The sequence below is a fragment of the Pseudomonas sp. BMW13 genome (assembly GCF_013357275.1).
Classification (GTDB): Bacteria; Pseudomonadota; Gammaproteobacteria; order Pseudomonadales; family Pseudomonadaceae; genus Aquipseudomonas; species Aquipseudomonas khazarica.
In genome coordinates this window covers 138,848-165,037 of the sequence record NZ_SUKD01000015.1, presented here as the reverse complement: position 1 = coordinate 165,037, position 26,190 = coordinate 138,848, and the positions used below count along the sequence as shown (strand labels likewise).

At 65.6% G+C, this 26,190-nt stretch carries 21 protein-coding genes and 1 pseudogene; 14 read left to right on the top strand and 8 right to left on the bottom strand.

All coding sequences use genetic code 11. From position 1 onward, the window contains the following. A partial coding sequence (locus E4487_RS13410; protein ID WP_175253591.1) for a retention module-containing protein occupies window positions 1–1,398 on the bottom strand: 1,398 nt, incomplete at its 3' end. A gap of 447 nt (window positions 1,399–1,845) precedes the next feature. Here E4487_RS13410 and E4487_RS13405 point away from each other — a divergent pair. The 3 genes from E4487_RS13405 to E4487_RS13395 are packed head-to-tail and all read left to right on the top strand — an operon-like array spanning window position 1,846 to window position 6,754. Next, window positions 1,846–3,201, top strand: a complete 1,356-nt coding sequence (locus E4487_RS13405) for a TolC family outer membrane protein (RefSeq protein ID WP_037053415.1) — start codon at window positions 1,846–1,848, stop codon at window positions 3,199–3,201. A gap of 22 nt (window positions 3,202–3,223) precedes the next feature. Then, entirely contained in the window at window positions 3,224–5,383 is a 2,160-nt protein-coding gene (locus E4487_RS13400) for a type I secretion system permease/ATPase (protein ID WP_134677990.1), read from the top strand. A 12-nt stretch (window positions 5,384–5,395) separates the two neighbouring features. Then, on the top strand, window positions 5,396–6,754 hold the full coding sequence (locus E4487_RS13395; protein WP_175253590.1) for an HlyD family type I secretion periplasmic adaptor subunit: 1,359 nt from the start codon (window positions 5,396–5,398) through the stop codon (window positions 6,752–6,754). An 87-nt stretch (window positions 6,755–6,841) separates the two neighbouring features. Here the strand turns inward: E4487_RS13395 and E4487_RS13390 are convergent, their stop codons facing one another. The 4 genes and pseudogenes from E4487_RS13390 to E4487_RS13380 form a co-directional block, all read right to left on the bottom strand. After that, a complete protein-coding gene (locus E4487_RS13390) occupies window positions 6,842–7,435 on the bottom strand; it encodes a tRNA-uridine aminocarboxypropyltransferase (protein ID WP_150609188.1) in 594 nt (197 codons plus the stop codon). Between the two features lie 72 nt (window positions 7,436–7,507). Continuing rightward, on the bottom strand, window positions 7,508–8,548 hold the full coding sequence (locus E4487_RS13385) for a methyl-accepting chemotaxis protein (protein WP_373921526.1): 1,041 nt from the start codon (window positions 8,546–8,548) through the stop codon (window positions 7,508–7,510). Window positions 8,549–8,791: 243 nt separating this feature from the next. Beyond that, window positions 8,792–9,073 (bottom strand): annotated as a pseudogene (locus E4487_RS24875) (PAS domain-containing protein); the annotation flags it as partial. Between the two features lie 118 nt (window positions 9,074–9,191). After that, the gene (locus tag E4487_RS13380; protein ID WP_175253589.1) at window positions 9,192–10,085 is read right to left on the bottom strand and encodes a LysR family transcriptional regulator; all 894 of its coding nucleotides are present in this window, start codon (window positions 10,083–10,085) and stop codon (window positions 9,192–9,194) included. 246 nt (window positions 10,086–10,331) lie between these two features. On the opposite strand from E4487_RS13380, the gene E4487_RS13375 reads away from it, so the two are divergent. From E4487_RS13375 to E4487_RS13330, 10 genes are all read left to right on the top strand, one after another. Then, a complete protein-coding gene (locus tag E4487_RS13375; protein WP_037053427.1) occupies window positions 10,332–11,174 on the top strand; it encodes a sugar phosphate isomerase/epimerase in 843 nt (280 codons plus the stop codon). A 9-nt stretch (window positions 11,175–11,183) separates the two neighbouring features. Continuing rightward, a complete protein-coding gene (locus tag E4487_RS13370; RefSeq protein WP_175253588.1) occupies window positions 11,184–12,218 on the top strand; it encodes an isopenicillin N synthase family oxygenase in 1,035 nt (344 codons plus the stop codon). A 42-nt stretch (window positions 12,219–12,260) separates the two neighbouring features. Further along, window positions 12,261–13,061, top strand: coding sequence for an ABC transporter substrate-binding protein (locus tag E4487_RS13365; protein WP_175253587.1), 801 nt, complete (start codon window positions 12,261–12,263; stop codon window positions 13,059–13,061). Window positions 13,062–13,109: 48 nt separating this feature from the next. Beyond that, window positions 13,110–14,624: an amino acid ABC transporter permease/ATP-binding protein gene (locus E4487_RS13360; protein ID WP_175253586.1), complete on the top strand. Its 1,515-nt coding sequence runs from the start codon at window positions 13,110–13,112 to the stop codon at window positions 14,622–14,624. Further along, window positions 14,621–15,343 carry a class II aldolase/adducin family protein gene (locus E4487_RS13355; RefSeq protein ID WP_218952942.1) on the top strand — a complete coding sequence of 241 codons (723 nt, stop codon included), beginning with the start codon at window positions 14,621–14,623 and terminating at the stop codon, window positions 15,341–15,343. The genes E4487_RS13360 and E4487_RS13355 overlap by 4 nt, the downstream gene beginning before the upstream one ends. A 159-nt stretch (window positions 15,344–15,502) precedes the next feature. Next, window positions 15,503–16,462, top strand: coding sequence for an agmatinase (speB, locus tag E4487_RS13350; protein ID WP_150609178.1), 960 nt, complete (start codon window positions 15,503–15,505; stop codon window positions 16,460–16,462). 66 nt (window positions 16,463–16,528) lie between these two features. Next, window positions 16,529–17,923 carry a YjiH family protein gene (locus E4487_RS13345; protein WP_150609176.1) on the top strand — a complete coding sequence of 465 codons (1,395 nt, stop codon included), beginning with the start codon at window positions 16,529–16,531 and terminating at the stop codon, window positions 17,921–17,923. 16 nt (window positions 17,924–17,939) lie between these two features. Beyond that, window positions 17,940–19,541 (top strand): 5-guanidino-2-oxopentanoate decarboxylase, encoded by a 1,602-nt coding sequence (locus E4487_RS13340; protein ID WP_175253585.1) that lies wholly within the window; start codon window positions 17,940–17,942, stop codon window positions 19,539–19,541. A gap of 237 nt (window positions 19,542–19,778) precedes the next feature. Continuing rightward, complete coding sequence (locus tag E4487_RS13335; RefSeq protein ID WP_175253584.1) at window positions 19,779–21,119, top strand: cytosine permease; 1,341 nt, start codon at window positions 19,779–19,781, stop codon at window positions 21,117–21,119. 92 nt (window positions 21,120–21,211) lie between these two features. Then, on the top strand, window positions 21,212–21,943 hold the full coding sequence (locus tag E4487_RS13330; RefSeq protein ID WP_175253583.1) for an MBL fold metallo-hydrolase: 732 nt from the start codon (window positions 21,212–21,214) through the stop codon (window positions 21,941–21,943). Between the two features lie 18 nt (window positions 21,944–21,961). Here E4487_RS13330 and E4487_RS24550 read toward each other — a convergent pair whose 3' ends face one another. Together E4487_RS24550 and aceK are read right to left on the bottom strand one after the other, a co-directional pair. Beyond that, the gene (locus E4487_RS24550) at window positions 21,962–22,093 is read right to left on the bottom strand and encodes a PA1414 family protein (RefSeq protein WP_256663112.1); all 132 of its coding nucleotides are present in this window, start codon (window positions 22,091–22,093) and stop codon (window positions 21,962–21,964) included. A 92-nt stretch (window positions 22,094–22,185) separates the two neighbouring features. After that, on the bottom strand, window positions 22,186–23,904 hold the full coding sequence (aceK, locus tag E4487_RS13325) for a bifunctional isocitrate dehydrogenase kinase/phosphatase (protein WP_175253582.1): 1,719 nt from the start codon (window positions 23,902–23,904) through the stop codon (window positions 22,186–22,188). A 194-nt stretch (window positions 23,905–24,098) separates the two neighbouring features. Between aceK and E4487_RS13320 the strand changes: the two genes are divergently transcribed. After that, complete coding sequence (locus E4487_RS13320; protein WP_047586597.1) at window positions 24,099–24,989, top strand: DMT family transporter; 891 nt, start codon at window positions 24,099–24,101, stop codon at window positions 24,987–24,989. Between the two features lie 171 nt (window positions 24,990–25,160). Here the strand turns inward: E4487_RS13320 and cysK are convergent, their stop codons facing one another. Next, complete coding sequence (gene cysK, locus E4487_RS13315) at window positions 25,161–26,132, bottom strand: cysteine synthase A (RefSeq protein WP_037053461.1); 972 nt, start codon at window positions 26,130–26,132, stop codon at window positions 25,161–25,163. Between the last annotated feature and the right edge of the window lie 58 nt (window positions 26,133–26,190).

The following is a 26,190-nucleotide window of genomic DNA, read 5'->3' as shown; positions in this document are numbered from 1 at the left end:
CGGACCGTCGAGCGTGTCGATGATTTCCAGGCGGAAGACCACGTGGCCATCGCCGTCCACACCCACCACATCGTCACCATCCATCTGCAGCACGATGGCGCCGCCATCGGTGGCTTCCAGGTTGGTGCTCAGCTCGCCACCCGCCGGGATGCCGGTGAAGTAGAAGTTCCCGGTCAGGCTGCCAGGACCATCCTGGCCGTAGCCACCACCAACGGTGAACAGACTGACCAGGCCGCCACCACCCAGCTCGGTGGTCGCACGGCCCAGGTAGCCGGCGCCATCATCGTCGTTGCCATCGGCCGTTTCACCCGGGGCTTCGCGGTCGACGCCCACGGTCTCATCCAGCTGCAGGTTAAGGCCGCGGCCCTCTATCTCTTCGTTGAGCCCGACGGTCAGCGTCGGGCTGTCATCGTCCACCAGAATGCTCAGGCTGCCCGTCGCCGGGGTGCCGTTGCCGTCGGTGATGGTGTAGTTGAACAGGTAGACGATGTCGTTCTCGTCGCTCCCCCCTTCCTCCGGGGCCGCATGGTCCAGTGCGGCCAGCAGGTCGAACTGGTAAGAGCCGGTCGCCAGGTCGGTGACCTGAGCGACGAATACCACGGTAGCCCCGGCGTACGCCGTGAGCGTCAGGCCGTCAGCACTCACTTCATAGGTGAGCGGAACCCCGCCCGAGCTGATGCCCATCGCAGCCAGACCGGCAGTGGACCAGACGAACGCGCCAGGGCCGTCGGGGCCGAAGCTGTAACCCAGCACACCTGTGACCTGGGTGGCCTCGCCATCCAGGTCGTTCACGCCGCCGACGATGCCGTCGGGCAGGCCTTCTTCATCCACCTGGTTGGAGGCGGTGCCGCCAGTGGGAATGCCATCGACTGCCGGGTCGGCCAGCGCAATGGGTTCGGCTTCGGGGAATTCAGGGCCGCTGTTGAGCCCCTCGGTTGGATAACCGATGACCGGATCGAGTGCGCCGCCCACTTCGGTCAGCAGCACGAAGGAGTTGCCACCGCCGGCACCACCCGCGCCACCTGCACCGGCACCCGGACCGGCGGCAGTCGCCTCGCCCTGCAGGGTCGGGTCATCGCCAGCCTCGATCGCGGCCTGCAAGCGCTCGACGTCGGTCAGGTCATCGTCGGTGGGAGGCTGTGGCGCCTCGACCACCGGTGCCTGGGTTTCACCCCGGTACGCGAGCATCTGTGCGTCGAGCGTGATGCTGCTATCGCGGCCAAGGGTCAGTTGCTGACCGTTGGTCATGGAGACTGCCACGGCGCCGGTTGCTCCGGTCACCAGTTGCTCTCCTGCGTAGACGCGATCGCCCTCGCTGACAGGCCGGCGCGATCCGTCGCTCGCTACCGCGAAAACCTCGCCGACAACCTGACTGACGATACCGATGAGAGTAGCCATGATTCCATCCTCACTACAGCTGCCGACCACCGCCGACACGTACCTACCGAAAGGGTCAGAACACCTTTTCGAAGTCGGGGGACAAGCCCTGACAGCTGATTGAAATGGAACGGCGCAAAATCCAGAAAAACGCGACTGACAATAAAATGTCACCACAGCATGCGTCGAACTACTCCATCAGATGAATCCCCGATTTTTGATGCCTGACTGCTCACTGCAGCTGCGCAACCCACGAAAAATGAGCACTTGCGCAGCTAGCACCTTCAAACAATGTGCTGCTTTTCGCAGACTTCATAAGACTTTTTCCGAATAGGGGTTGTGAAAAATTCATCTTAGGTCCTCCGAAAGTTGTTCTTAGCTCTGATGTTACAAGCCTGAAACGGTTTGACAGGACAAAACGCCATTTTTATGGCGACAGGATAAGAACTTCAGTAAGGAGAAACGCCAATGCGCACCCTATCCCCTCTATGGAGCGCCATGCTTTTGGCGACGGTCTGCAGTCAGGCATACGCCATGAACCTCACGGAAGCGATCCAGAGCACGCTAGACAACCATCCGGAGATTCACGCCGCGACCAACAGCCGCCTGGCATCGGATGAGGATGTGAAATTCGCCAAGGGTGGCTACCTGCCGACCGTCGATCTGCTGGTCGGCTACGGCCGGCAGAACACCGACAGTCCCAGCACCCGTGACCTGGGCGACCACAACACGGAAACCCTCAACTACCGCAACGCGGAGCTGCGCCTGCGGCAGATGCTGTTCGACGGTTTCAACACGCCCAATGAAGTCGCCCGTACCGAGGCCGTGGTCAACTCCCGCGCCTATCGCTTGCTGGGCACCTCCGAAAGCCTCGCCCTGCGTACCGTCGAGGTCTACCTGGATGTGCTGATGCGCCGCGAGATGGTCTCCCTGGCGCGCAACAACCTGCAGGCGCACCAGCGCATCAACGACCAGATCGGGCTGCGCAGCCGTCAGGGTGTCGGCAGCACCGCCGACCTCGACCAGTCCGAAGCCCGTCTGGCTCTGGCGCAGAACAACCTCTATACCGAGGAGGTCAACCTGGCCGACGCCGAAGCCAACTTCTTCAGCGCGGTCGGTCGTCTGCCGGATCAGCTAGAGTCGCCCGCCACGATCAAGGGCAACATGCCGGAAGACCTGCTCGCAGCCCGGCAGACGGTGATGGACAACAACCCCTTCCTGAAATCGGCACAAGCCGACGTCCAGGCCGCCGAGAAGCAGTACGAAGTCGCCAAGTCGCCGTTCTACCCGCGCTTCGACGTGGAGCTGGCCACCTCGGCCGACGACAACGTGCAGGGTGACGAAGGCCACTACAGCACCTGGCGGGCCGCCGTGGTGATGAATTACAACCTGTTCAACGGCATGCGCGACAAGGCCCGCCTGCAATCCGCCGCGCACCAGATCAACGAGTCGATGGACATTCGCAACAACGCGCTGCGGGTGCTCAACGAGAACCTCTCGCTGGCCTGGAACGCCATGGAAAACGCGCGCCTGCAAACCCCCAAGGCACGTGACTACGCCGATTACACTGCACGTGTGCGCGAGGCCTATCAACAACAGTTCAGCCTGGGACAGCGCACCTTGCTCGACCTGCTCGACAGCGAGAACGAACTGTTCACGGCCAACCGCCGCTACACGGAAGTGCGCTATGGCGAAGAGTTCTCGATGTATCGCGTCGTTGCAGCGATGGGTGATCTGCTGCGTCAGCAGCAGGTCGTGGTCCCGGCGGAAGCGGTAGCCCTCACCGAGGTGAAGAGCGAGGCGCGCCTGCCAGAAATGAAGTAAGCCGTACCGGCAGGAGTAGTAGATGACCACCATGGAACGGCCAGGACCGGCCAGCGATCCGCGGCTCAGCCACGATGATCCCCTGCTCGATGGCCTGCTGATTCTCTGCAGGCTGCATGGCTGCTCCGTCAGCCGCGGCACGCTGAGTGCAGGCTTGCCCCTGCCGGAACAGCGCCTGAGTGCCGACCTGCTGCCGCGCGCTGCGGCGCGGGCCGGCCTGCAGGGGCGCCTGCTGCAGCGCAAGCTGGCCAGCATCTCGCCGCTCAGCCTGCCGGTGCTGCTGTTGCTCAAGGACGGCCGCAGCGCCGTGCTGCGCCAGTGGGGGCCGAAGCAGCAGGCGCAGATCCTGCCCTGCGAGACGGATGGCGGCGAACAGTGGGTCAGCCGCGAACAACTGGCCGCCGAGTACAGCGGCCAGGCGTTCTTCGCCCGCCCGCGGCATGAGCTGGAAGAAGCCCGCACCCCGCTGGTGCCGCGCATCGAGGCCTGGTTCCGCGACACCCTGAAACTGTCACGCTGGCTCTATACGGACGCCGTGCTGGCCAGTCTGCTGATCAACCTGCTGGGCCTGATGGTGCCGCTGTTCGTCATGCAGACCTACGATCGCGTGGTGCCCAACCAGGCCACCGCGACGCTCTGGGTCCTGGCCATCGGCCTGTTGATCGGCACCGGCTTCGAGCTGTTGCTCAAGGTGTTGCGCGCCCACCTGCTGGACACCGCGGGCAAGAAGACCGACGTGGTGCTCTCGGCTACCCTGTTCGAGCGCATCACCGGCATGTCGATGAAAGCCAGGCCGGCCACCGTCGGCGGCTTCGCCCAGAGCATCCACGACTTCCAGGGGCTGCGCGACTTCCTCACCGCCGTGACGCTGACCAGCCTGATCGACCTGCCCTTCTCCCTGCTGATGCTGCTGGTGATCGGTCTGATCGGCGGCCCCCTGGTATTCATCCCGATGCTGGCGTTCCCGCTGACCGCGCTGTTCGCCTTCATCATCCAGGCACGCCTGCGCGACACGGTGCAGAAGAGCCTGCAACTCGGCTCGCAGCGCCAGGCGCTGCTGATCGAGACCCTGGGCGGCCTGGAGATGCTCAAGGCCTGCAGCGCCGAGAGCGAACGCCAGCATCAGTGGGAGCAGACCCACGGCGCCCTCACCCGTCTGGACGCTCACGCCAAGTTCCTCGCCGCGCTGGCCACCAACGGTACGCTGTTCCTGCAACAGTTCGCCGGCATGGCCACCATAGTTGGCGGGGTGTACCTGATCATCGCCGGCAACCTCAGCGTCGGTGCGCTGGTGGCCTGCTACATGCTCGGCAGTCGCATTCTCTCGCCGCTGGGGCAGATCGCCGGGCTGATCACCCGCTACCAGCAGGCGCGCCTGACCATGACCAGCACCGACGCGCTGATGGCCCTGCCGCAGGAACGCCAGGAGAAGCAGCGCCCGCTGGACCGCACCCAGCTCAAGGGGGCACTGGAGCTGCGCCAGATCAGCTTCACCTACCCGGGGCAGAGTGCGCCGGCCCTGAACAACGTCAGCCTGCGCCTCGGCGCCGGCGAGCGCCTCGGCATCATCGGCCGCAGCGGTTCGGGCAAGAGCACCCTCGCCCGTCTGCTGATGGCCTTCTACAGCGCGGACGAGGGGCAGATCCTCCTGGACAACCTCGACCTGCGCCAGCTCGATGTCGCCGACCTGCGCCACCAGATCGGCTACGTGTCCCATGACCTGCCGCTGCTGGCTGGCAGCCTGCGTGACAACCTGACCCTGGGCGCGCGCTACGTCGACGATTCGCGCATGCTCGAAGTGGCGGAGCTGACCGGCGTGGTCGAACTCGCCCGCCAGCATCCCCAGGGCTTCGACCGCCCCGTCGGCGAGCGCGGGCAACTGCTCTCCGGCGGCCAGCGCCAGGCGGTGCTGCTGGCTCGCGCCCTGCTCCTCGATCCGCCGATCCTGGTACTGGACGAGCCCACCAGCGCCATGGACAACACCAGCGAAGACCTGCTGCGCCAGCGTCTGCAGCCCTATGTGCAGGGCAAGACGCTGATCATCATCACCCACCGTGCCTCCATGCTCAGCCTGGTCGAACGCCTCGCGGTCCTGGACAACGGCCGGGTCGTGGCGGATGGACCGAAGGAGTCGGTGATCGAAGCCCTGCGCAAGGGCCGCGTCGGCCCGGCCAGCCTGTAGGAGCGACCCGCGATGCAAGCGACACAGAATCTCGGCAACTATCTCGGCAGCCTGCGCGAAAAGCGCCAGGACACCGAGTTCATGCCGGAAGTGGAAGGCGCCATTCTCGAGGACTCGCCCTGGCTGACGCGGCTCACCGTGTGGTCGGTCTGCGCCTGCGTGCTGGCGGCACTGGTCTGGGCACACTTCGCCGTGCTGGAGGAAGTCACCACCGGTCAGGGCAAGGCCATCCCGTCGAGCAAGGTGCAGGTGATCCAGAACCTGGAAGGCGGCATCGTCAGCGAGATATTCGTCCGCGAAGGCCAGGTGGTGAACAAGGGCGACACGCTGCTGCGCCTCGATGACACCCGGTTTCTCTCCAACCAGGGCGAGACCGAAGCCGACCGCCTGGCCCTGATCGCACGCATCGAACGCCTCACCGCCGAAGCCGAGGGCCGCGCCCCGGCACTGCCGGAAGAGGTCAGCCGCGACGCTCCGCAGCTCGCCGAGGACGAACTGGCGCTGTACCGCTCGCGCCAGCAGCGCCTGGAGAGCGAGCAGCGCACGCTCGGCGAGCAGTATCGGCAGAAGGAGCAGGAGCTTGCCGAGTTCCGCTCCAAGGCCCAGCAGTACCGCTCCAGCCTGGGCCTGCTGCAACAGGAACTGAACATGTCGCAGCCACTGGTGGCCTCGGGCGCCATCTCGCAGGTGGAGCTGCTGCGCCTGCGCCGCAGCCTGGTGGAGCAACGTGGCGCCCTGGAAGCGACCAACCTGGCCATTCCACGCGCCGAAGCGGCCATGGCGGAGATCAAGAGCAAGATGCAGGAGTCGCAGCTGGCCTTTCGCTCCGAGGCGTTCAAGGAGCTCAACGAGGTGCGCACCGAGCTGCAGAAGATCAATGCCACCAGCGTCGCGATCCAGGACAAGGTCACCCGCACCACGGTGACCTCACCGGTGCGCGGGGTGATCAAGCAGCTCAAGGTCAACACCATCGGCGGCGTGGTGCAGCCCGGCAGCGACATGCTGGAGATCGTGCCGCTGGACGACAGCCTGCTGATCGAGGCCAAGGTACGGCCGCAGGATGTCGCCTTCCTCCACCCGGGGCAGAAGGCCATGGTCAAGTTCACGGCCTACGACTACACCATCTACGGCGGGCTCAAGGCCAACCTGGAGCTGATCAGCGCCGACACCATCACCGACGAGGAAGGCAACAGCTTCTACCTGATCCAGGTACGTACCGAGAAGAGCCACCTGGGCAGCGACGAGAACCCGCTGCTGATCATCCCTGGCATGGTTGCCAGCGTGGACATCATCACCGGCGAGAAAAGCGTGCTGGCCTACCTGCTCAAACCGGTGCTGAAGGCCCGCTCCGAAGCCATGCGCGAGCGCTGAGCCCCACATTCACGTAGCCCGGATGCAATCCGGGGCCGAGCGGCAACGTCCCCCGACAGCATCCGGGCAGAGGCTAACCGCTCAGGCCTAACGCAGATGGTTGCGGGTAAAGACCTCGTCGCCCATCGCGGCGATCTGCCCGTCGATCAGCGCATCGAAGGGCTTCAGCAGCGCCTCGAAACGCTGCGGTGCCTCCAATGCGTCCAGCGCCGCGACGATCGCCTCCACGGTCGACAACGCCCCCTCTCCCGGAGCCTTGCGCAGGCGATAGCGTGACGGCGCGACGCTGCCCAGGCTCACCCGTGGCAAGCCGGCCAGCAGCGGATTGAGGTGCAGCAGCTTGCGCGCCTTGCGCCAGGTGCCGTCGGGCACCACCAGCAGCAGCGGCTGCTCAGCGGGTGCATAGGCGGTCAGCGCCACGGCATCGTCGCCGGGAAACAGCAGGCAGGTCCGGTAACCGGGCTGTGCCAGCCACTGCGGCAGATCGTCGAAGACCTCGCCCACGCGCAGTTCGGCATTGGCCAGGCCGAGTGCCGCCAGGCGTGCAGTGTTGAGGGCGTGGCCAGCCTCGCTCGGGTGCTGCAGGATGAGCACGCGCGTACGGCTGTCGAGATCAGGAATCAGCGCGCACAGGCAATGGCCGAGCGGGCGCTGGCAGCGGGAGCAGGTTGGACGGGGCATGCCGCGCAGTGTGCCATGAACGCCACGCGCCGCGCAGCCCGGATGCACACCGGGCTGCGCGCGGCCTCTCGCTCAGCGGTTGAAGCGCTCCGCCAGGCTGTGCAGGTAGTCGGCCATCTGCTCCAGCTCGAGGCTGATGGACGCGCCCTGGTGGGCCTGGCCGGCACTGTGATCCGACAGCTGCGCGATCCGCGTGATCTGTCGGCTGATATCGTCGGCGACGTGGCTCTGTTGCTCGGACGCGGCGGCCATCTGTTGGCTCATCCCGGTGATGCGCGTGACGGCGGAGCTGATGCCCTCCAGCGCATCGCGCACCGACTCCACGCTCTGCACGCTGCCACGGGAAATGTCTTCGCCCTTGCCCGCCGTCACCACCGCGCGCTCGGCCCCCGCACGCAAGTCGGAAATGATCTGGTGGATCTGCTCGGTGGACTGCCGCGTGCGCGAGGCCAGCGAACGCACCTCATCGGCCACCACGGCGAACCCGCGCCCCTGCTCCCCGGCCCGGGCCGCCTCGATGGCCGCGTTGAGCGCCAGCAGGTTGGTCTGTTCGGCGATCGACGTGATCACATCGGCCACGCTGCCAATGGACTGAGTGGAGTTGGCCAGTTCGTTGACCGCCTGGCCGATATCGCTCACCGCCTTGGCCATCTGGCGCATGGACTCCAGGCTCCCCACCGCCAGATCACGCCCCTCGCGCGCCAGGCGATCGGCCTCCTCGGCGGCATGCGAGGTGCTCTGCACGTTGTGCGCGACCTCCTGGATGGTCGCGGCCATCTGGTTGATGGCGGTCGCCGACTGATCCGTCTCGGCCCGCTGCTGGTCGAGCAGCTGCGAGCTGGAGCGCGACAGTTCGGCCGACTGCGACGCCCGCTTCTTGACGTTCACCCCGGCGTCTTCCAGCCGCGTGAGCGCCGTCTGCAGGCGCGCTTCCTCGCTGATCATCGCCATGTCCAGCAACGCCTGGGCACCGCGGTTGTCGCTGTAGGTCAGCGCCACCAGGGCACTGGTGAAGGCCTTGGGATGCTCGGCCAGCGTGCGCCGGATCAACTGCCGCTTGCTGTACAGCTGATAGGCGCCGAGGGCGAACAGGGTGACGATGACGAAGCCCATCAGCCAGAAACCCGACAGCACCCAGTGAGCCGCCAGCATCAGGGCCGCAGCCAGGATCAGCGGCCAGGAACGCACCAGGTCGTAGGTCCAGTACTCGAGCGCGGAAACCGGCGGCTTGCCCGAGCGCAGACGGGCATAGAGCTTCTCCGCCCGGCGCTTCTGCATCTCGCTCGGCACCGAACGCACCGACTCGTAACCGGACACCCGACCGTTCTCGTAGATCGGCGTGACATAGGCACTGACCCAGTAGTAATCGCCGTTCTTCGCCCGATTCTTGACGATGCCCATCCACGGCTTGCCCTGCTTGATGGTGTCCCACATGTGCCCGAAGACGCCTGGCGGCATGTCCGGATGGCGCACCAGGTTGTGCGGCTGACCGATCAGCTCCTCCCGGGTGAAACCGCTGATCTCGACGAAGGCATCGTTGCAATAGGTGATCTTGCTGCTGAGATCGGTCGTGGAAATCAGGCGTTCTTCAGCAGGGAAAGTTCTTTCCCGCTGGGTCACGGGTAGGTTCTGGCGCATCGAGGCATCCCTGTTCGAGTTGGAAGTTGGTACAGACGTATGAATAAGTACTAGCACAGCGAAATCCCTGCGCCAGGTATGGTTTCTACGTCTTTCGGAGAATAGAGGCGACCCTGTTTCAGATCTGATTCAGTTGCGTCTTCAACAGATCACGAAACGTCTGGATCAGCGGCTCGCGCGTACGACCCCGGCGCAGGATCAGCGAGAAAGGTGCCTGATAGCCGAAGGTCGCCGGTGACAGAACCCGCAGCTGGTTCTGCTCGACCCAGTGCTGGGCATAGTGCTCCGGCAGGTAGCCGATATAGGCCCCGGACAACACCAGGATCAGCTGCGCCTCCATCGACTCCACCGTCGCGGCACTGTGCTTGAAGCCATGCCGCGCCAGCTCGGCCTGGCTCCAGTAGCCACGGCCCACCATGCGCTGCTGGGTGATCAGCTCCACCGGAATGCGCCGCTGGCCGAACAGCGCATGCCGCTCGCTGCAATACAGCCAGTGCTGCTCGCGGTACAGCGGCTGGTAGACCAGCCCGTTCATGCGTGTGGAGAAGGCACCGATGGCCAGGTCGAGGCGGTTGTCCAGCACCGCCAGCTGCAGCTCGTACGGACTCATCACCGACAGGTGCAGGTGCACGGCGGGGTGCTCCTGGCTGTAGGCCCCGATCACCTCGGCCAGCGGCAGTGCCGGATCGCTGACGGTGGAGTCCAGCACGCCGAGATTGAGGGTGCCGCGCAGCTCGCCCTTGAGCGCCGCCGAGTAGCGCTCGAACCCTTCCAGTTCCCCGAGCAGGCGCAAGGTCTCCTGATGGAACAGCTCGCCCTTGCTGGTCAGGCTGAAACCACCACGCCCACGATGACAGAGCACGATGCCCAGCTGACTTTCCAGCTGACTCATGTAAGTGCTGATGGCCGACGTGGACAGATTCAGCTCCTGCTGCGCGGCAGCGAAGCCCTGGTGACGGACCACGGCGACGAAGATCTTCAGCAGTTTCAGGTCGGGCAAGGCGAAGGACATGGGCGGCTACGGCAGTCGGTGGGCGGACAGTGTAGCGTCCTGCGCCGTCCAGACACATCCGCGATGACAGCCCATTAGTTCAGCGATTGCTGAACTGATTTTTTGCTCGCAACGATTTAACCGAGCCGAACCCTGGGCAAACAATGCGGCCCATAACCAGGCGCCGGCTCGAATCGGACGCCACCGGGCACGACTCACGCCCCTTGCCAATCTGCCGCAGACCCTCGCCCTCTCCAGGAGACGGCCATGCGACTGGATATCTTCCGCTCCCTCTGGGGCTATCGCGGCAGTTGGCAACAAGCGCTCGACGAAGCGTTCAGCGCCGGCTTCGACGGCCTCGAGGCGCGAATTCCCGAAACCGCCGCGCAGCGCAGCGCCAATGCCCGCATCCTGCGGGACAACGACGCCCCCTACATCGCCACCCTGTTCACCTCCACGCCCGTACTGCCGCGGCAGAGCGACAGCCCGCAGGTGCACCTGGAAGACCTGCGCATGAAGCTCGACTGGGCCGCCGAACTCGGCCCGCGCCTGGTCAACGTGCTGCCCGGCAACGACCGCTGGGCACTCGGCGAACAGGTCGACTTCTTCGCCCGCGCCGTCGAACTGGCAGACGCCAGCGACCTGCATGTCTGCTTCGAGATTCACCGGGGGCGCTCGCTGTACAGCCCCTGGGTCACCCTCGAAGTGATTCGCCAGGTCCCCGAACTGCGCTTCACCAGCGACATCAGCCACTGGCTGGTGACCTGCGAGCGTCTGCTCGACGACCCCGCCGATGACCTCTCGGCCTTCGTCGAGCGGGTCGACCATATCCAGGCCCGCGTCGGCTACGACCAGGGGCCGCAGGTGCCGCATCCGGGCGCACCGGAATACGCCGAGCACCTCGCCTTCCATCAGCGCCACTGGGAGCGCATCTGGCGCAGCCAGGAGCAGCGCGGCCGCCAGGTCACCACGCTGACCCCCGAATTCGGCCCCGACGGCTACCTGCACCACCTGCCGTTCACCGACGTGCCGGTGGCCGACCTGTGGCAGCTCAACCAGTGGATGGCGCGCTGCGAGCGCCAGCACTTCCACCGTTTCACCAGCCGCTGAGGGCTCACCATGACCAGCAAGCACTTCACCGAAATTCCCGTGGTCGACATCGCCGGCCTGTTCAGCGGCGACCCTGCCGAGCGCAACGCCGTGGCCGCAGAACTGGGCCGTGCGGCACGCCAGGTGGGCTTCCTCTACATCAGCGGGCACGGCATCGAGCAGTCGCTCATCGATGGCCTGCACCAGGCGGCCGAGGCCTACTTCGCGCAGAGCCTGGACGACAAGATGCGCCATTACATCGGCGCCTCGGACAGTCACAAGGGCTTCGTGCCCGAGGGCGAGGAGCGCTACAGCGTCGGCAAGCCCGACCACAAGGAAGCCTTCGACATCGGCTTCGAAGTCCCGGCCGACAACCCGCTGGTACTGGCCGGCACGCCGCTGCTGGGGCCGAACCACTGGCCCGCCCTGCCCGGTTTCAGGCAGGCCGTGCAGGCCTACTATGCGCGCATCTTCCAGCTTGGCCGCACCCTGTTCCGCGGTTTCGCCCTGGCCCTGGGCCTGCCGGAGAACACCTTCGACGAGATGGCCAGCTTCCCACCATCGAAGCTGCGCCTGATCCACTATCCCTACGATGGCGAAGCGCAGGACGCTCCCGGTATCGGTGCGCATACCGATTACGAGTGCTTCACCATCCTGCTCGCCGACCGTCCGGGGCTGGAAGTGATGAACGACCTCGGCCAGTGGATCGACGCCCCGCCGAAGCCGGGCACCTTCGTGGTCAACATCGGCGACATGCTCGAAGTCATGAGTGCCGGCACCTTCGTCGCCACCTCGCACCGCGTGCGCAAGGTCAGCCAGGAACGCTACTCCTTCCCCTTCTTCTATGCCTGCGACTACCACACGCAGATTCGCCCGTTGCCGCAGTTCGAGGCAGCCGGCCAGGCCTACGAGACCATCAGCATCGGTGAGCACATGTGGAGCCAGGCGCTACAGACCTACCAATACCTGAAGAAGCGCGTCGAGGACGGCCAGCTGCAACTGCCCGAACGCGCCCGTCGCCCGTCCAGCTTCGGCCATCTGAAGCACCAGCCGAGCGCGCTGTGATTTCCCCCTGCCAACCCAACACCTGATCCGGAGATAACCACAATGGCAATCCGCAACCCGCTGCGCACCACCCTCCTGGCCCTCGCGTGCACCCTCGCCAGCGGCCTGAGCCAGGCCGCCGAAGCACCCAAGACCCTGTCCAGTGGCGAACTGAAGGTAGGCATGGAGATTTCCTACCCACCGTTCGAGTACTACGAAGGCGACAAGGTACTGGGCTTCGACCCGGAAGTGTCCGCTGCCCTCGCCAGACACCTGGGCCTGGAAGCGAGCTTCAGTGACATCAGCTTCCCCAACCTGATCCTCGGCCTAGACGCGGGCCGCTTCGACACCATCATCTCCGGCATGTACATCCTTCCAGAACGCCTGGAAAAGGCCGACGCCATTCCCTACGCCAAGACCGGCGCGGCGATCATGGTGCGCAGCGACGCCGAGAAGAAGCCGGCCACCCCAGAGGACCTGTGCGGCCTGACCGTCGGCCTGCAGCAGGGCACCTCGTGGATTCCGGCACTGCAGAAGGTCTCCGACGGTTACTGCAAGGCGCAAGGCGCCGCCGCCATCACCATCAACCAGTACCCGACCACCGCGGAAACCACCCAGGCCCTGCTCTCCGGCCACATCCAGGCGCACCTGGAGATCGACGCAGCCTCCTTGCGCATCGTCGAGCGCGCCAAGGGCCGCATCGCCATCAGCTCCAGCAGTGCGATCTATCCGCAGGTGCTGGGCATCTACGTGAAAAAGGGCAACGCCCAGCTGCTCGACGCGCTGAAAGCCGCGCTAGACGACTTCAAGGCCAGTGGCGAGTACAGCGCGCTGCTGAAGAAATACAACCTGGAAGAAGCCTGAGAAACAGCCACAGGCGGCAAGCCGCCTGTGGCGCACCGGAGATGACACATGCCGTTCGAATGGAGCTATTTCTTCTCCCTGTTTTCCATGCCGGCCTTCTGGGCGGCATGCTGGACGGTGGTGAAACTCAGCAGCCTGGCCTGGCTGATCGGCCTGCTGCTGGGCTTCGCCCTGGCCAGTGCCAAACAGGCTGCCAGCCGCTGGCTCAGCGCACCGGCATCGCTCTACGTCTGGTTCTTTCGCAGCGTGCCGCTGCTGGTGCTGCTGATCTTCGTCTACAACCTGCCACAGCTGGTGCCCGCCAGCGGCAAGCTGTTGTCCAACCCCTTCTATGCCGGCCTGATCGCCCTGGTCCTGACCGAGGCAGCCTACATGGCGGAAATCCACCGGGGCGGCCTGCTCTCGGTGGCCAAGGGCCAACGCGAAGCGGCTCGTGCACTGGGCATCGGTCGTCTCGGCGCACAGCGTCTGATCGTGGTGCCGCAGGCGTTCCGTATCGCCCTGCCGACCCTGACCAACGAGTACGTCACCATCGTCAAACTGACCTCGCTGGTCTCGGTGATCTCGCTCAGCGAATTGCTGCTGGTCGGCCAGCGCCTCTATGCGCAGAACTTCCTGGTGCTGGAAACCCTGGGCGCGGTAGCCGTGTACTACGTGCTGATCGTCAGCCTGTTCGGCTGGGGCCTGCAGTACCTCGAGCGGCATCTCGACCTCGCCAGACGCAAGCCGGGCACCCTCGGCGACGAGCAGCTGGCCGGCCTGCGTCGCGACCTGCCGGCGGCCGCCAGCCGCGAGGTCCAGGCCCGGACACCCGGTACTCCGGCGGCGCTGCACCTGAGCAACATCCACAAGCACTACGGCAATCATCATGTGCTCAAGGGCATCGACCTGAGCGTCCAGCCTGGCGAGGTCCTCTCCATCATCGGCCCCTCCGGCTCCGGCAAGACCTCGCTGATCCGCACCATCAACGGCCTGGAAAGCATCGATGAAGGCGAAATCGTGGTGTTCGGCGAGAGCTTCATCCAGGCCGGCGACCGCCCGGACAATCGTCGCCAGCGCGCAGGCGTGCGACGCATCGGCATGGTGTTCCAGAACTTCAACCTGTTCCCGCACCGCACCATCGCCGACAACGTCATGCTCGCCCCGCTCCATCACGGTCTGGGCACTCGCGTCGAACTGCGCAGGCAGGCGCTGGCCCTGCTCGACAAGGTCGGCCTGCTGGCCCATGCCGACAAGTACCCGCACCAGTTGTCCGGCGGCCAGCAGCAACGTGTGGCCATCGCCCGCGCGCTGGCGATGAAACCGCAGGTGATGCTCTTCGACGAACCCACCTCGGCACTCGACCCGGAGCTGGTCGGTGACGTGCTGGCGGTGATCCGCGACCTGGCCCGCGAAGGCATGACCATGCTCATCGTCACCCACGAGATGGACTTCGCCCTGTCCATCTCCGACCGCGTGCTGTTCATGGAAGACGGTCACGTTCAGCTCGACGCCTCGCCCGCTGCCATCCGCACCGGCGACCACCCGCGCGTACGCCGATTCATCGGCCTGGAGAACGCATGAACGATATCGCCACCCTGCGCCGCGACCTCGCCGCGGCCTATCGCCTGGCTGCCCTGTTTGGCTGGGACGACACCCTCTACACGCACTTTTCCGTACGCCTGCCCGGCAGCGGAGAACCGCGCTTTCTGATCAATCCCTTCGGCCTGTTCTTCGAGGAGGTCCGCGCCAGCGACCTGATCGTGGTGGACATGCAGGGCAAGGTGGTCGAGGGCAACGCCGACTACAACGTCGCCGGTTTCACCATTCACAGTGCCGTGCACATGGCCCGTGACGACGCCCATTGCGTGATCCACACCCACACCCTGGCGGGCATGGCCGTTGCCGCGCAGGATGCCGGCCTGCTGCAACTCAACCAGATCAGCACCGAATTCCACCAGCGCCTGGGCTACCACGCCTACGAAGGCGTGGCGCTGGACCTGGACGAACGCAGTCGCATCCAGCGCTCGCTGGGCGACAACATCGCCCTGGTGCTGCGCCACCACGGCCTGCTCAGCGTCGGTGCCAGCGTCGCCGATGCCTTCTATGTCATGTACTACCTGAACCGTGCCTGCGAAATCCAGCTCGCCAGCACCGGCGGCGGCCAGGCCTGCAGCGAGATCGCGGAGCCGCTGTCACGCCACGCCTGTGAACAGCTGCAAGGTGCCGAATGGCAGCGCCAGCTGCTGTGGCAGGCCTGGCTGCGCAAGCTCGATCGCCTCGATCCCGGATACCGCGACTGACGCACCACCGTCGTCCGGGTACAGCCAAACCCTCATGAATCGGGGGATCAGGCACTTACTTCAGACAATCCTGAAGTAAGTTTTTGCCCCTGCCGATTCTTCCCGACACCTGGCCGGCCAAGAATCCCGCCACAACCAGAACAAGCCTGAGGCCCTCCCATGGACAAGAAACTCCACCAGCCCCTGGGTGGCAACGAAATGCCACGCTTCGGCGGCATCGCCACCATGATGCGTCTGCCGCACATCCAGAGCGTCGAGGAAAAGCGCCAGCTGGACGCCGCCTTCATCGGCGTACCGCTGGACATCGGCACCTCGCTGCGCTCCGGCACCCGCTTCGGCCCGCGCGAGATCCGCGCCCAGTCGGTGATGATCCGCCCGTACAACATGGCCACCGGTGCCGCACCGTTCGACTCGATCAACGTGGCCGATATCGGTGACGTGGCGATCAACACCTTCAACCTGCTCGACGCCGTGCGCATCATCGAAGAGGCCTACGACGAGATCGTCGAGCTCGGCATCACGCCGCTGACCCTTGGCGGCGACCACACCATCACCCTGCCGATCCTGCGGGCGCTGCACAAGAAGTACGGCAAGATCGGCCTGGTCCACATCGACGCCCATGCCGATGTCAACGACCACATGTTCGGCGAGAAGATCGCCCATGGCACCACCTTCCGCCGCGCCCAGGAAGAAGGCCTACTCGACAGCCAGCGCGTGGTGCAGATCGGCCTGCGTGCCCAGGGCTACACCGCCGAGGACTTCAACTGGAGCCGCAAGCAGGGCTTCCGCGTGGTGCAGGCCGAAGAATGCTGGCACCAGTCGCTGGCTCCGCTGATGGCCGAAGTACGGGAAAAGGTCGGCGGCGGCCCGGTCTACCTGTCGTTCGATATCGATGGCATCGACCCGGCCTGGGCGCCGGGCACCGGCACCCCGGAAATCGGCGGCCTGACCACCATCCAGGCCATGGAAATCATCCGTGGCTGCGAGGGCCTGGAGCTGATCGGCGCGGACCTGGTGGAGGTCTCCCCGCCTTACGACACCACCGGCAACACCTCGCTGCTCGGTGCCAACCTGCTTTACGAAATGCTCTGCGTGATGCCCGGCGTCATAAAACGCTGATCGCCGAATCCGGGTGCCCTCGACGGCACCCGGAACATCCATACAACAACAATTCGGATGCCTGCCATGAATCATGATGAATCCATGCCCCTGCTCGACGACCAACCCGGCGCGAGCACGCCCTTCAGCCTGCGTCAGCTGCTGATCTTCCTGATCCCCTCGCTGCTTGGCGTACTGCTGTTTCTCACCCCCATCGTCTACGAGGAAAAGGTCACCATCGGCCTCGGCGTGATGGCCGATGCGCTCAAGGCGGCGTTCAACGACCACCTGCCGGCCATCGCCACCGCCCTGCTGCTGGCATCCGCCGCGCTCGGCCTGCTCGGCAGCCTGTTCAAGCCACGCTGGCTGACCCAGCGCCCGGCGCTCAACGAACTGTTCAACCTGCCGCCGCTGTGGCTCGGCCTGCGTGTGCTCGGTGCGCTGTTCGCGGCGATGACCTTCTGGCAGTTCGGCCCTGAATGGATCTGGGGTGCCAACACCGGGGGCGTGGTGCTCAAGGACCTGGCGCCGGTGCTGATCACCTTCTTCCTGGTGGCCGGGCTGATCCTGCCGCTGCTTACCGACTACGGCCTGATGGAATTCTGCGGCACCCTGGTGCGCAACGTGTTCCGCAAGGTCTTCGGTCTGCCGGGGCGCTCGGCCATCGACGCCATCGCCAGCTGGCTCGGTTCCGGCACCGTCGGCGTGCTGATCACCGCGCAGCAGTACCAGAAGGGCTTCTACAGCGCTCGCGAAGCGGCGGTGATCGCCACCAACTTCTCCATCGCCTCGATCGCCTTCAGCCTGCTGATCACCAGTTTCATGAAGCTCGACCACCTGTTCGTGCCCTTCTACCTCACCGTGGTGGTGGCCGGCCTGGCGGCGGCGATCATCACCCCGCGCATTCCGCCGCTGTCGTGGAAGAAGGAAGAGTACGTCGCCGGTGTCGGCAAGCAGATCCGCGAGGAAGTCCCGGCGGGCACCTCGCTGCTGCGCTGGGGTCTGGCCCAGGCCGTGCGTCGCGCCAACGCCAACCCGTCGCCGCTGCAGATGGTGCGCATCGGCGTGCACAACGTGGTCGACATCTGGCTCGGCCTGCTGCCGCTGGTGATGGCCATCGGCACCCTGTCGCTGGCCATCGCCGAGTTCACTCCGATCTTCAACTGGCTGTCCTACCCGCTGGTACCGCTGCTCGAAGCCCTGCAACTGCCGGAAGCGGCCAAGGCCGCGCCGGCCCTGCTGGTAGGCTTCGCCGACATGTTCCTGCCGGCGGTGCTGGGCAAGGGTATCGAGAGCGAGCTGACCCGCTTCGTGGTCGCCTGCATCTCGCTGACCCAGCTGATCTACATGTCCGAGGTCGGCGTGCTGATCCTCAAGGCCAAGCTGCCGCTGAGCCTGCTGGAGCTGTTCGTCATCTTCGTCCTGCGTACCCTGATCACCCTGCCGATCATCGCCCTGATGGCGCACTGGATCGTCGGCTAAGCCACAAGGAGAGAGCATGACCACCTGCGGTGAGTTTCTCGTCAAGCAGCTCCAGGCCTGGGGTGTCGACACCGTGTTCGGCATCCCCGGTGTTCACACCGTCGAGCTGTATCGCGGCCTGCCCGGCAGCGGCATCCGCCACATCACGCCGCGCCACGAACAGGGCGCGGGCTTCATGGCCGACGGCTATGCGCGCGTCTCGGGCAAGCCGGGGGTGTGCTTCATCATCACCGGTCCGGGGATGACCAACATCCTCACCGCCATGGGCCAGGCCTATGCCGACTCGATTCCGATGCTGGTGATTTCCAGCGTCAACGAGCGCGAGCGCCTCGGCCTGGGCAAGGGCTACCTGCACGAGCTGCCCGACCAGCAGGCGATGACCGCGGGTGTCAGCGCCTTCAGCCACACGCTGATGAGCGTCGAGGAACTGCCCGGTGTACTGGCCCGGGCCTTCTCGGTGTTCGAGGGCGAGCGGCCACGCCCGGTACACATCGAGCTGCCACTGGACATCATCACCGCCGACGCCTCGCACATGGCCCTGGCCCCACGTCCGGTGGTGCGTCGCCCGGCGCCCAACCGCACGCTGATCCGCGAAGCCGCCGGGTTGCTCAAGCAAGCCGAGCGTCCGCTGCTGCTGCTCGGTGGCGGCTGCGTCGCCGCCGAGGCCGAGGCCCGCGCCCTGGCCGCCGCCCTGGATGCACCGACGGCCCTGACCATCAACGCCAAGGGTCTGCTGCCGCCTGGCCATCCGCTGCTGCTCGGCAGCAACCAGTCGCTGCGTCCGGTACGCGACCTGGCGCTGGAAGCCGACGTGGTCGTGGCCATCGGCACCGAGCTGGGCGAAACCGACTACGACGTGGTGTTCGATGGCGACTTCCGCCTGCCGGGCCGCCTGATCCGCATCGACATCGACGCCCAGCAGCTGCACCGCAACTTCACCCCGCACCTGGCCATTCAGGGCGATGCGCGAGTGGCCATGCGCATGCTGCTGGCCGAGTTCAACCCACGCGAGGCCGACCCCGGCAGCCCCGGCGCTCGCCGCACCCTGGCCGTGCAGGCTCGCCTGAACGAAGACTTCAGCGGCTGGACGCACTACCGCCAGCTGTTCGCGACGCTGCTGCAGGCCCTGCCCGAGGCACGCTTCGTCGGCGACTCGACGCAGACGGTGTACAGCGGCAACCACCTGGTGGAACTGGACGGGGCGCGGCGCTGGTTCAACTCCTCCACCGGCTACGGCACCCTGGGCTACGGCCTGCCGGCAGCCATCGGCGCCAAGCTGGCCGAGCCGAGCCGCCCGGTGATCAGCCTGATGGGCGATGGTGGCATCCAGTTCACCCTGCCCGAACTGGCCAGCGCCGTGGAAGCCGGCGTCGGCATCATCGTGCTGCTGTGGAACAACGCCGGTTACGGCGAGATCAAGCGCTACATGGAGCGCCGTGACATCGAGCTGATCGGTGTGGACATCTACACCCCGGACCTGCTGGCCATTGCCCGGGGCTTCGGTTGCGCCGCCGAGCGCGCCCGTGACCACGCGCACCTGGCCGAGCTGCTGCGCAGCGCGCCGGCAGACCGCCCGCTGATCATCGAAGTGCAGGAGGCCGCGCCCTTTCACCCCTGAGCGGATCGATCACGGCTGAAGCCGCTCCTGCAGAATGCGACCGCTGCGTGGGGTGGATGACGCCTTATCCATCCACCCACTGCAACGGTGGATGAAAAAGGCCTCACCCCACCCTGCCCGATTGAGCCAACCCGTGGCCCCGCTTGCATCCGAGCCACGGACATAACAAGAAGATTGCGTTTCCTCACTGACTGCCACCCTACCAACACCAATAATCAAGCACCGGGGAGTCATTCCATGTTCAAGAACCTAAGCCAGCATTTCGGCCAGGATGGCCTCGCCCCCACCGACGCCAGCCATCGCAGCCTCGGCCTCGGTGGCACCATCGCCTTGTGGCTGGGCGCCAACGTCGTGGTCACCACCATCCTCACCGGCATGCTGCTGGTGCCCGACCTGCCGTTCAGCCAGGCCATGCTGATCGTGCTGGTCGGCTCGGGGCTTGGCATTCTGCCGCTGGTACTGGTCGGCCTGATGGGCCAGCGCAGCGGCCTCACCACCATGGTCCTGGCGCGCGGCAGCTATGGCTCGCAGGGCGCCAAGCTACCCTCGCTGGTCAATCTGCTGACCCTGCTGGCCTGGAGCTGGATCCAGGCACTGCTGGCAGGCATGAGCCTGAACTACGCCGTGGAGCACCTGACCGGCTACTCCAACCTGCCGCTGTTCACCATCCTCTGTGAAACCCTGGTGCTGCTGATCGCCCTGCGCGGCCACCTGGGCATCGAGCGGGTCGAGCGCTGGGCGGCCATCGGCATGCTGTTGCTGGCAGGCGCGGTGTTCTACGTGATGGGGCAGAAGTTCGAGTTCGCCAGTCTCCTGGCCATGCCGGCCGAGCCGCGCAACGACATCACCCCGGGGATCGCCTTCGATATCGTCATCGCCACCGCCTTCTCCTGGATTCCGCTGGCAGCCGACTACAACCGCAATTGCCGCAGCCAGGGCGTGGCCGGTGTCGGCACCTGGGTCGGCTACGTGCTCGCCACCCTGCTGGCCATGGGCCTGGGCGCCACCGTATCGGGCTTCTCGGTGATGACCGGCATGGAACAGACCTACGACCCCGCCGTGCTGCTCGCCGGCTTCGGCTTCGGGCTGCCGGCGGCCATCGTGGTGTTCCTCTCGGTGATGACCACCAACGTCATGTGCGTCTACAGCGCCTCGCTGTCGTACCTCAACATCAGCCCGAAGACCCCGTTCTGGAAACCGGCGCTGTGCATCGGCGTGCTGTCGATCCTCGGCTCGCAGATCCCCGGCATTCTCGACAACTTCCAGAACTTCCTGCTGGTGATCGGCAGTGTGTTCATCCCCGCCTTCGCCGTGCTGATCGCCGACTACTTCCTGATCCACAAGGGCGACTACGCGGTGGACGAACTGCTCAGCGAGGATGGCGGCCGCTACCGTTACCTGGCGGGTTTCAACCCCGCCGCCTTCGTCGCCTACGGCTTCGGCGCCATGCTGGCCTACTACTGGGGCTGGGTCTCGCCGCTGGCCTGGGGGGCATCGCTGCCGGTGTTCCTGATCACCGCCGCCAGCTATGCCGTGCTGCGCCGCTGGCTGCTGGTGCCTCGCACGCAACTGGCGTAGCGTGATGAATGTCGTGGCGGGTTGCACCCGCCCTACTCGTCATACCAACCTGTAGGGCGGGTGCAACCCGCCAACGAGGCACGTTTCCCGCCATGAAAATCGTCAGTCGCGACCGCTGGTTCGAGGTGGAACACCGCCACGACGGCATCTGCCTGATCCACGAACCCTACGTGCGTCCCTTCTACCGCTGCAACATGTGGCACGTGCAGGGGCGCGAGCTTGATGTGCTGATCGACTCCGGCTCCGGCCTGGTCAGCCTGCGCGAGCAGCTGCCCTGGCTGACCGAGAAGCCGCTGCTGGCGGTGGCCAGTCACTGCCACTTCGACCATATCGCCGGACATCACGAGTTCAGCGAGCGTCTGGTGCATCCGGCCGAGGCGGACATCCTCGCCGCACCGGACGGCGCCAACACGCTGGCCACCGACTTCGTCGGCGACGACATGTTCGAGGCGCATCCGGATTGCCCGCTGTGCTACGCCGAGTACCGTGTGCGCGCCGCGCCGGCTACTCGTCTGATCGAGGATGGCGACGTTGTGGATCTGGGCGACAGGGTGTTGCAGGTGCTGCATACGCCCGGTCATTCGCCGGGCGGCATCAGCCTGTGGGAAGCGAGGACGCAGACGCTGTTTTCCGGCGACATCCTCTACGACGGCCCGCTGATCGAGGATGCCTACCATTCCAACCTGGAAGACTACGCACACAGCCTGATGCGCCTGCGCGACCTACCGGTGCGCAGCGTGCATGGCGGGCATTTCGCGAGTTTCTCCGGCGAACGCATGCGCGAGCTGATCGACGCCTGGTTCGACGCCCACCGGCTCGCCTGATGCGCTCGGACGCCGCAATCAGCGGCGCTGACGTGCCTCGCGACGCAGGCGCTCCTGCTCGGCCTCGCTGATGCGAATCGGCTGAGGTTGCGGGATGAGGCCAAGGGCCTGCAGCAAGGTATGCAGTTGTTCTTGCAGCTTGGCGAGCATGGGTACGACCTCCTGCCAAGTAGATGGGAGAGCACGCTGGCGTGCTCTCCTATGAGATTAGGCCTGGCAAGGTGGATTTCAACCAGGGCCGATCAAATCACCGGACTTTTGCGCCGATAGGGGAACACATCGATCACCTTGCCGGCACGGATCGCGTCCTGCAGCTGCTTCCAGTAGTCGGCGTCATACAGGTTGCCGTGCAGCCTGCTGAACAGCTGGCGCTGCTTGATATCGGCGAACAGGAAGGGCGGAAACTCCTCGGGAAACACATCGTTGGGCGCCACCGAGTACCAGGGTTCGGCGCTCATCTCGTCCTCGGGAAAGCGCGGCGGTGGAATCCTGCGGAAGTTCACCTCGGTGAGAAAGCAGATCTCGTCGTAGTCGTAGAACACCACCCGGCCATGACGGGTCACGCCGAAGTTCTTCAGCAGCATGTCACCGGGGAAGATGTTCGCCGCCGCCAGTTGCTTGATGGCCAGGCCGTAATCGTCCAGCGCCTCGCGCACCTGCGCCTCGCTGGCATTCTCCAGATAGAGATTGAGCGGTGTCATGCGCCGCTCGGTCCAGCAGTGGCGCACCAGCACGCTGTCACCTTCCAGCACCACGGTCGAGGGTGCCACCTCGAGCAACTCGGCCAGGCACTGCGGCTCGAACTTGGCCCTGGGAAAGCGAAAATCGGCGAACTCCTGGGTATCGGCCATGCGCCCGACACGGTCGACGCTCTTCACCAGGCGATACTTCTCGATCACCGTGTTGCGATCCACCGTCTTGGCGTGGGCGAAGCGGTCCTTGATGATCTTGAACACCGTGTTGAAGCCCGGCAGGGTGAACACGCTCATGACCATGCCGCGCACGCCAGGCGCCATCACGAAGCGGTCGTCGCTGCTGGCCAGATGACCGATGAGCGAGCGGTAGAACTCGCTCTTGCCGTGCTTGTAGAAGCCGATCGAGGTGTACAGCTCGGCAATGTGCTTGCCCGGCAGGATGCGCCGCAGGAACCCGATGAAGTCGGCCGGGATGGCGACGTCGACCATGAAGTAGCTGCGGGTGAAGGAGAAGATGATCGACACCTCCGCTTCGTCGGTGATCGCCGCATCGACCTGAATGCCCTGCCCTTCGCGATGCAGCAGGGGAATCGCCAGCGGCCATTGCTCGTCGCGGGTGTAGATGCGCCCGACCAGGTAGGCGCCCTTGTTGCGATACAGCACCGAGGAAAACAGCTCGATGCACAGCTCCGGGTCCTTGCAGATCCAGTCCGGCAGGCTCGCCCGCAGCTGCTCCTCCAGGCGCTGCAGGTCACGCGGCAGGTCTTCGTAGGCGGCATCGAAGGCGTAGTCCTCGAAGATCGCCCGCAGCGCCTCGTCCAGCGCGCCGTCGGGCCGGTAGCGGCGGGTCTGCGCGGCGCCCGAGCGGCTGCGCAGCGATGGTCGCGTGGTGTGGATGAACATGCAGCCATCGCTGATCAGATCATGGCTGAACAGGCTGCAGAAGATCGAGTTGAACCAGGTCTCCGCCAGCTCGTCGTCGAGGCGCAGGTCGATCAGCGCGATATAGGCACTCTTCACCAGCGGCCACTGGCTGGCCTCCAGCAGCGTGGCATCGAAGCCCTGCTGCAGACGCTCGCGGGTCTGCGCCACCTTGTCCTCGTAGAGGTTGATGCGCGCGGCCGAGGCCTGTTGCGCCTCCTGCCACAGCGCCTGCTCGAAGCGGGCACGCGCGCCATCGGTGATCTGGCGGAACTGCTCGCGATAATCGTCGAAGCCATCGAGGATCAGGCGGGCGATCCCGTCGGCCGGCCATTGCTGCCCCATGCGCATGCCCTGTCAATGCGGTGAATGAGCCGAGCTTAGCCGACAAACCCGGCCCGGATGCAAGTCGCCATGCCGGCAAGGCGTTTGCCGCTTGCAGCCGACCAGCTACGGCGCACTTCGAAAGCGCGATGCGGATTGCCAGAACGCCGTCCAGCGGCAACACTCTCGCCCCCACCCCTGCCGGATAGTCCATCGTGCGCACCGCCGACCTGCTTCGCCTGCTGCTGCTCGCCGCCATCTGGGGCGCCAGCTTCCTGTTCATGCGGGTCGCCGCCCCCGTGCTGGGCAGCATGCCGACCGCCTTCTTCCGTGCCAGCTTCGGCACCCTGGGACTGCTGGCCCTGCTGTTGCTGCTGCGCACCGACTGGGACTTTCGTGGCAAATTCCGCATCTGCCTGGTGTTGGGAATGATCAACGCCGGCTTGCCATCGGCCATGTACTGCCTGGCGGCGCTGATCCTGCCCGCTGGCTACTCGGCGATCTTCAATGCCACGACCCCCCTGATGGGCGTGCTGATCGGCGCGCTGTTCTTCCACGAGGGCATCACCCCGAGCAAGGCCGCCGGCGTGTTTCTCGGCCTGCTCGGCGTGGCGGTGCTGACCCGCACCGGCCCGGTCGCCTTCGACATGCAATTGCTGCTGGGTGCAGGCGCCTGCCTGGTGGCCACGACCTGCTACGGCTTCGCCGGCTTCCTCACGCGACGCTGGATCGGCCAGCAAGGCGGCCTGGACAATCGCCTGACCGCCTTCGCCAGCCTGGTCGGGGCCAGCCTGTTCCTGTTGCCGCTGTTCGCCGGCAGCCTCGCGCTGCAGGCACCGGCGAGCTGGGGCGGCATCGAGGTATGGCTGTCCCTGGCCGGTCTCGGCCTGCTCTGCACCGCCTTCGCCTATGTGCTGTATTTCCGCCTGCTCAGCGATATCGGGCCGATCAAGGCCAGCACCACCACCTTCCTGATCCCGCCGTTCGGCGTGCTCTGGGGGGCGCTGCTGCTGGACGAGCCACTGAGCTGGGACTACCTGCCGGGCTGCCTGCTGATCGCACTGGCCCTGTGGCTGGTGGTACGGCCAACTACTGCCAGGGCCTAGCGTGGCTCGCGCCTCAGCGGTCCAGCACCCGGCAGCTCAGAGCACAGACGTGGAAGCGCCTGAGCGCACAGCCTGAGCGAGCGGATTCAGCCGCATGAAACACCGTGGCCATCAGCGCAGGCTGCGCCAATCATCCATGCGCAGCCACGGCAACGGCCCTTGCATGACGCGTTACTGCTGCAGTTCCTGCTCGGTGAACAGGCCGTCGAACAGCATCGAGGTCAGGTAGCGTTCACCGGAGTCCGGCAGAATCACCACGATGGTCTTGCCCTGCATGTCCGGCTTCTGCGCCAGGCGCACGGCAGCCACCATCGCCGCACCGCAGGAGATGCCGCAGAGAATGCCTTCTTCGCGCATCAGGCGCAGGGCCATGGCCTTGGCATCGTCATCGGCGACCTGCTCGACCTGATCGACCATGGCCAGATCGAGGTTCTTCGGCACGAAACCGGCACCGATGCCCTGGATCTTGTGCGGAGCCGGCTTGACCTCGTCACCGGCCAGGGTCTGGCTGATGACCGGCGAGCCCACCGGTTCCACCGCCACCGAGAGGATCGGCTTGCCCTGGGTCTGCTTGATGTAGCGCGATACCCCGGTGATGGTGCCACCCGTACCGACACCGGCCACCAGCACGTCGATGGCGCCGTCGGTGTCCCGCCAGATTTCCGGGCCGGTGGTCTTTTCATGGATGGCCGGGTTGGCCGGGTTCTCGAACTGCTGCGGCAGGTAGTAGTCGGGGTTGGCGGCGGCCAGCTCGTTGGCCTTCTCGATCGCGCCCTTCATGCCCTTGGCCGGTTCGGTCAGCACCAACTCGGCGCCAAGCGCCTTGAGCACCTTGCGTCGCTCCAGGCTCATCGAGGCGGGCATGGTCAGCACCAGCTTGTAGCCGCGCGCCGCCGCGACGAAGGCCAGGCCGATACCGGTGTTGCCGGAAGTCGGCTCGACGATGGTCATGCCCGGCTTGAGCACGCCGCGCTCCTCGGCATCCCAGATCATGTTGGCGCCGATGCGGCACTTGACCGAGTACGCCGGGTTACGCCCTTCGATCTTGGCCAGGATGGTCACGCCTTTCGGGCCCAGGCGGTTGATCATCACCAGCGGCGTATTGCCGATGGCCTGGGCGTTGTCTGCGAAGATACGACTCATGATGGAAGTCCTTGCGGGCAGGAAAAACCCCAAGCCTATGCCGCCGCCCGCTGGCCGT